The sequence below is a fragment of the Achromobacter maghribensis genome (assembly GCF_057334215.1).
Map to the genome: position 1 here is coordinate 12,453 of NZ_JBHFII010000034.1, position 5,134 is coordinate 17,586.

Annotated in this window: 6 protein-coding genes; 5 read left to right on the top strand and 1 reads right to left on the bottom strand. The window is 64.5% G+C overall.

Annotation, left to right across the window (positions count from 1 at the left end; all coding sequences use genetic code 11):
- Positions 1-309 precede the first annotated feature (309 nt).
- Genes ACE039_RS13690 through ACE039_RS13710 form a run of 5 tightly spaced genes read left to right on the top strand, consistent with a single transcriptional unit; the run spans position 310 to position 4,463 of the window.
- Positions 310-549 (top strand): acyl carrier protein, encoded by a 240-nt coding sequence (locus tag ACE039_RS13690; RefSeq protein ID WP_006226661.1) that lies wholly within the window; start codon positions 310-312, stop codon positions 547-549.
- Complete coding sequence (locus ACE039_RS13695) at positions 527-1,714, top strand: D-alanyl-lipoteichoic acid biosynthesis protein DltD (protein ID WP_448708632.1); 1,188 nt, start codon at positions 527-529, stop codon at positions 1,712-1,714. Before ACE039_RS13690 ends, ACE039_RS13695 begins: the two co-directional genes overlap by 23 nt.
- Entirely contained in the window at positions 1,711-1,863 is a 153-nt protein-coding gene (locus ACE039_RS13700; RefSeq protein WP_105559333.1) for a hypothetical protein, read from the top strand. Before ACE039_RS13695 ends, ACE039_RS13700 begins: the two co-directional genes overlap by 4 nt.
- 7 nt (positions 1,864-1,870) lie before the next feature.
- Positions 1,871-2,998 (top strand): MBOAT family O-acyltransferase, encoded by a 1,128-nt coding sequence (locus tag ACE039_RS13705; protein WP_485822610.1) that lies wholly within the window; start codon positions 1,871-1,873, stop codon positions 2,996-2,998.
- A 16-nt stretch (positions 2,999-3,014) separates the two neighbouring features.
- Positions 3,015-4,463, top strand: coding sequence for a D-alanine--poly(phosphoribitol) ligase (locus ACE039_RS13710; RefSeq protein ID WP_485822611.1), 1,449 nt, complete (start codon positions 3,015-3,017; stop codon positions 4,461-4,463).
- A 31-nt stretch (positions 4,464-4,494) separates the two neighbouring features.
- On the opposite strand, the gene ACE039_RS13715 is transcribed toward ACE039_RS13710, so the two are convergent.
- Complete coding sequence (locus ACE039_RS13715) at positions 4,495-5,055, bottom strand: YggT family protein (RefSeq protein ID WP_448708634.1); 561 nt, start codon at positions 5,053-5,055, stop codon at positions 4,495-4,497.
- Positions 5,056-5,134: the final 79 nt, after the last annotated feature.

The following is a 5,134-nucleotide window of genomic DNA, read 5'->3' on the forward strand; positions in this document are numbered from 1 at the left end:
GCGGCGCCTTGGGCGCCACGATTTTGTCGTTCTGCCGCAACGCAGCACCCGGGATTTACCCGCAAGCGTTACGTTTTCCAGCCATTTCTCGCTATTTACCCCAAAAGTTTCATGGCGATTCAACGGCCGAAATGCAATGATTGCGCCTGCGATCGGCATCGCGATTCGATTTTGATGTAACTAAGTGCGTCCTGTTGCCGGTCTGGATCGCTGGAACCGTCAGTTGAGCTTCAGCATTTTTCTGTATCCTCGTCTACCTGAATCCCAGGGGATGGGGATGTTTTGCCGACGAGGCAACCTGCACTATCTATGCATACCGAGCAAGAACTCCACACCAAGATCGGCGAGATCGTCGAGTCGATCGTCATGAAGAAAGTCACCCCCGACACGCAATTGATCGCCACTGGCCTGGTTGATTCCCTGGCCGCAGTGGACATCACGCTGGCCGTCGAGTCGGAGTACGGTTGCAGCATCCCGGCTCCCGAGATCGCCGAGCACCTTCAGTCGGTCCGCACGCTTGCCGGCTATGTCGCTGCCCATACTTCGTAATACGCAGTTGTGGTCCCACGTCGCGGCCGCCGCGACCGCCGTAGCACTGGCGTTCGGGGCGTACTGCGGCGCGGATGACCTGCTCAGCCGCATCGTGACGCCGGTGTCCGCCCCGTCCGTGGCCGCGGCCGACAAAAGCAACTACCTGCCCAACCTGGGGCCGGACTGGGGCACGCAGCACGTCAACCTGAATCGCCTGGGCAACGCCCTGAGCGACGGCACGCTGGTCGTGTTGGGGTCGTCCGAACTGTCCAGCCATGACCTGCGCTTCGTGCCTTACCGCTTTTTTCCGGAAGAGCTGAAGGTGCCGACGCTGGCCTACGGCCACGCCATGTTCCAGTCTTACGGCATCGTCAGCGTGCTGGAATCCGTGGCGGATTCACTGACGCCGAATACTCGGCTGGTCATCATGGTGTCGCCCGCCTGGTTCGCCTCGGGCGGCCAATTGCCGCGCAGCGCGTTCGCCGAACACGTGACGGGCCCGGTCTGGGACCGTCTGTGGGACCAGCCGAACACGCGCGAGCAGATGCAGAACTGGATCAGCGACAACGCCAACTGGGGTCTGCTGTGGCTGATCGCCAATGGCCAGGTCGCCGAGCTCAAGGATAAGCTGTCGCTGTGGTGGCACGCCCGTAAAGAGCCTGCACCGGACCGTCCGCGCAGCAAGCTGTCGGTGCCGGCGCACCGTTTCGTGTCCTGGCCGTCGTCCGCCCGTCTGAACCCGGGGCAGTGGGGCCGGCTGACGCATCAGGCGCGCGAAGTCGAGCGTGGCCTGGGCGGCAATAATCCCTACGACGTCCGCGACGACTACTACAAGCAGTACCTGGCGCCGCTGTATTCGCCGGCGCGCAACGAGTTCGCCGACGTGGACCCGATCACCCGCACCGAGCTGGGTGATCTGTCGCGCGTCATGGCCTTGCTCCAACGACGCAAGGTGAAGGCGTATTTCGTCATTCAGCCGTTCAATCCCAAGCTCATCCTGGATGTCGAGCGATTCGACCCGGTGGTGGCTGCCATTACGGGCATGTGCCAGCGGTATCAGATGGGTTGCCTGGATCTCTACAGCATCCCGTTCGAACCCGGCATGGTGCGCGACGACATGCATCTGGCCGAACTCGGCTGGGCGATGGCGGACCAAGGCATTGCGGAGTACTTTTCCCGATGAAGTTCTTTCGAAAAGAGGGCGCCGGGCGCCGTTTCTTCTGGCACCTGTGCCTGTACATCGGGGTGATCCTGGTGTTCGTGCTGCAGGCGCAGCCCACCACGGGCAGCGGCGGACCGATCAAGGTCGAATTCCAGTATCAGCAGTTCTGACCACGCCATGGAACTGTTCGCAAGCTTGAGCTTTTTCGGCGGGGCCCTGTTCGGGGGCCTTGGCCTGTTGGCGTACCGATCCTTCGGCATGCCGTTCCGTATCGGCTACCGCCACATCATCGGCGTGGTCTGCCTGGGCGTGTGGATGGCGGTGTTCTGGGCGCGTCCCTATCAACCCATCGCGCTGCTGGCCATTTCGGGCAGTGCGCTATGGGCCGTGCGCCGCAACTACATCCCCACCTGGCTTGCCGTCGTCATCACGATGACGCCGCTGCTGCTGGTGAAGACCGGCGTGTCGCACCTGGGCGCCATGCTGGGACTGTCGTTCGCGACCTTCCGCGCCATCGACGTGCTGCTGTTCGCGCAGCGCAACGAACGCGTGTCGCCGCTGGACTACTTCATCTATCTGTTCTTCCCGCTGACGCTGCTGGCCGGCCCGATGTACCGCTGGCGCAATTTTCAGGCGGACCTCAAGCGCGGCTACGAAGGCGTGAACCTGAGCACCTGGCTGACCGGCCTGGAACTTATCATGCTGGGCGTCATCCAGAAGTTCGGGCTGGCCGAACTGATCTGGCGCTACGGATTGTCCACGCTGGACGCGCACGACTATTCGTTCACGGGCGTGGCGTTGAACGCGTCGCTCTACAGCGCCTACCTGTTCTTCGACTTTGCCGGCTATTCGACGATGGCGATCGGTATCGGCATGCTGTTCGGCTTCACCTTGCCGATCAACTTCCGCAATCCGCTGGCGACGCTGAATCCGCAGGACTTCTGGCGCCGCTGGCACATCAGCCTGTCCGAGTGGCTGCGCGACGTGGTGTTCATGCCGATCTACAAGGCATTGAGCAAGACCAAGTTCTTCGGCCGCCACCGCATGGCGGCGCAGAACATCGGCATCTTCGCGACGCTGCTGGCCATGGGCGTCTGGAACGGCCTGTCGCTGCACTACATCGTCAGCGGCCTGATGTTCGGCGCGTATTCGGTGGGCCACAACCTGCTGATCAACGCCTCGCGCACCCGCCCCGCCTTGCAAGCCGCCCTGGCGCAGCCCGTCATACGCTTCCTGGGCCGCGTGCTTACCTTGATTCTGGCCGCGCTGGCGCTGTACGTGTTCAGCGGCCGCAGCCCCATCTGACGCCGGGAGTTTCGGCATGCGTTTCGACCTGAAGTCCTTCCAATTCGTCGACACCGGCGTGGCGCCCGACGCGCTGGCCATCGCCGGCGCCGACCGCAGCCTGACCTGGGCGCAATTGCGCGCCGAAGCGGCCGCGTGGGCCGATGAGGCCCGCAAGAACGGCGCGGCGCCGGACGTGCCGGTGGCCATCTACGGGCATAAGGAAGCGTCGTTTTTCGTCGCGATGGTCGGCGCTTTGCTGATCGGCGCGCCGTTCGTGCCGGTGGACACCATCTACCCGGAAGAACGCCTGCGCCGCATTGTCGAGATCGTCCGCGCCGCCGCCGTCTACGACGCCGCATCCGGCACGTTCACGCGGGGCGAGGGCGCTGAACTGGCCGAGCGCGGCCTGGCCTATGTGATGTTCACGTCCGGCAGCACGGGCGACCCGAAGGGTGTGCAGATCGGCCGCGAAAGCGTCGGCCTGCTGGGCGACTGGATGCTGGGCAGTTTCGGCTTGGGCGATGCGCCCGTGTTCATGAACCAGGCGCCGTTCAGCTTCGACTTGTCCATGTACGAAGTGTTCGCCACGCTGGCATCCGGTGGCGCCTGCGTGCTGAACGCGCGCGAGCAGATCGCGGCAGCGGGCGCCTGGCTTCCCCGCCTGGCCCAGCACGGCGTGACGGTCTGGGTGTCTACGCCGTCGTTCGCGCACCAGCAACTGGCCAACCGCGATTTCTCGCCGGCCAGCCTGCCTGCGCTGCGCACGTTCCTGTTCTGCGGCGAGCCGCTGCCGTCGGCCCTGGCCAAGAAGCTGCGCCAGCGTTTCCCCGGCGCGGTCATCCTGAACACGTATGGCCCCACGGAAGCCACCGTGGCCACCACGTGGATCGAAGTCACCGATGCGGTCCTGGCGGCGCATGATCCGCTGCCGGTGGGGCATGCCAAGCCGGACAGCGTGCTGATCGTGGACGAAGGCGAGATCTGCATCGTGGGCGACCACGTCATGCGGGGCTACCTGAACCGTCCCGATCTGAACGAGGCCAAGCTCTACACCTATGCCGACGGGCGCCGCGCCTTTCGCACGGGGGATCTGGGGCAGATGGAGGCGGACGGCCTGCTGTTCTGCCGCGGCCGCATGGACGATCAGATCAAGCTGAATGGCTATCGCATTGAACTCGCCGAGATCGACGAGGCCCTGCATGCCTTGCCGGGCGTGGAGGGCGGCGCGTGCGCGGTCCTGCGCCGGCCTGACGGCACGGCGGTTCGCCTGATCGGTTTCGTGGCGGAAGCCGGCGACGCGGCCGAGCAAGCGCGCTTTCTGGCGCCCGAGGCGCTGGCGGGATGGAAAGAGCGGCTGGCCCAGCGGCTGCCGCCTTATATGGTGCCGTCCGAGCTGGTGGCCTGCGCGGCGCTGCCGATGTCGAACAATCACAAGATCGACCGCAAGAAGCTGGTCGAGATCTACGCCGGCATTCCGGCGTAGTGCCCAAGGGCGGGGCGCAGCGCCCCGCGCCTTACAGCCCCATCATGCGCTGGCTGAGATTGCTCAGCACCATCAGCAGCACTTGCGCCACGATCAGCAGCACCAGCGGCGAAAAGTCGATCGCGGTGCGCGGCAGCAGGCGCCGGATCGGGTCCAGCATGGGCGCGGTCAGCGATTGCAGTAGCGGCATCATGGGCGCCATCGGGTTGACCCACGACAGCACGGCCTGGATCAGCGTCAGCCACACCACCAGATTCAGCGCCCATTTGATGGCCATCAGCAGGGCCGAGCCCATGGCCGCGGGCAGCAGGGCGGCGGGGATCAGCGCGCCGATGGACACCAGCCAGATCAGCACGATATAGGCCAGCGCGGCCAGCCACGCGGAGACCAGGCTCGTCCAATCGATCTTGTTGCCGGCCGGGATGATCTTGCGCAGCGGCATCACCAGCCAATTCGTGGCTTGGTAGATGGCGCGCGAAAGCGGATTGAAGGGGTGAAGGCGGATCGCGTGCATCCAGGCGCGGGCAATCAAGGCGGCGCCGAACAGCGTGAACACGATTTCGAGGAGAAAGCGGAAGATATCACCGAGCATGGACGCGATCACCGAAAAAAGAAGGAATCAATTGTCTCACGGCATGATGGTTCTGGGCCGCGGCCGCGGCCACGAAAAA

What these genes read in the sequence shown, in the direction of transcription:
- ACE039_RS13690 (WP_006226661.1), top strand. Translation starts at nt 310, where the DNA reads ATGCATACCGAGCAAGAACTCCACACCAAGATCGGCGAGATCGTCGAG.
- ACE039_RS13695 (WP_448708632.1), top strand. Translation starts at nt 527, where the DNA reads ATGTCGCTGCCCATACTTCGTAATACGCAGTTGTGGTCCCACGTCGCG.
- ACE039_RS13700 (WP_105559333.1), top strand. Translation starts at nt 1,711, where the DNA reads ATGAAGTTCTTTCGAAAAGAGGGCGCCGGGCGCCGTTTCTTCTGGCAC.
- ACE039_RS13705 (WP_485822610.1), top strand. Translation starts at nt 1,871, where the DNA reads ATGGAACTGTTCGCAAGCTTGAGCTTTTTCGGCGGGGCCCTGTTCGGG.
- ACE039_RS13710 (WP_485822611.1), top strand. Translation starts at nt 3,015, where the DNA reads ATGCGTTTCGACCTGAAGTCCTTCCAATTCGTCGACACCGGCGTGGCG.
- ACE039_RS13715 (WP_448708634.1), bottom strand. Translation starts at nt 5,055, where the DNA reads ATGCTCGGTGATATCTTCCGCTTTCTCCTCGAAATCGTGTTCACGCTG.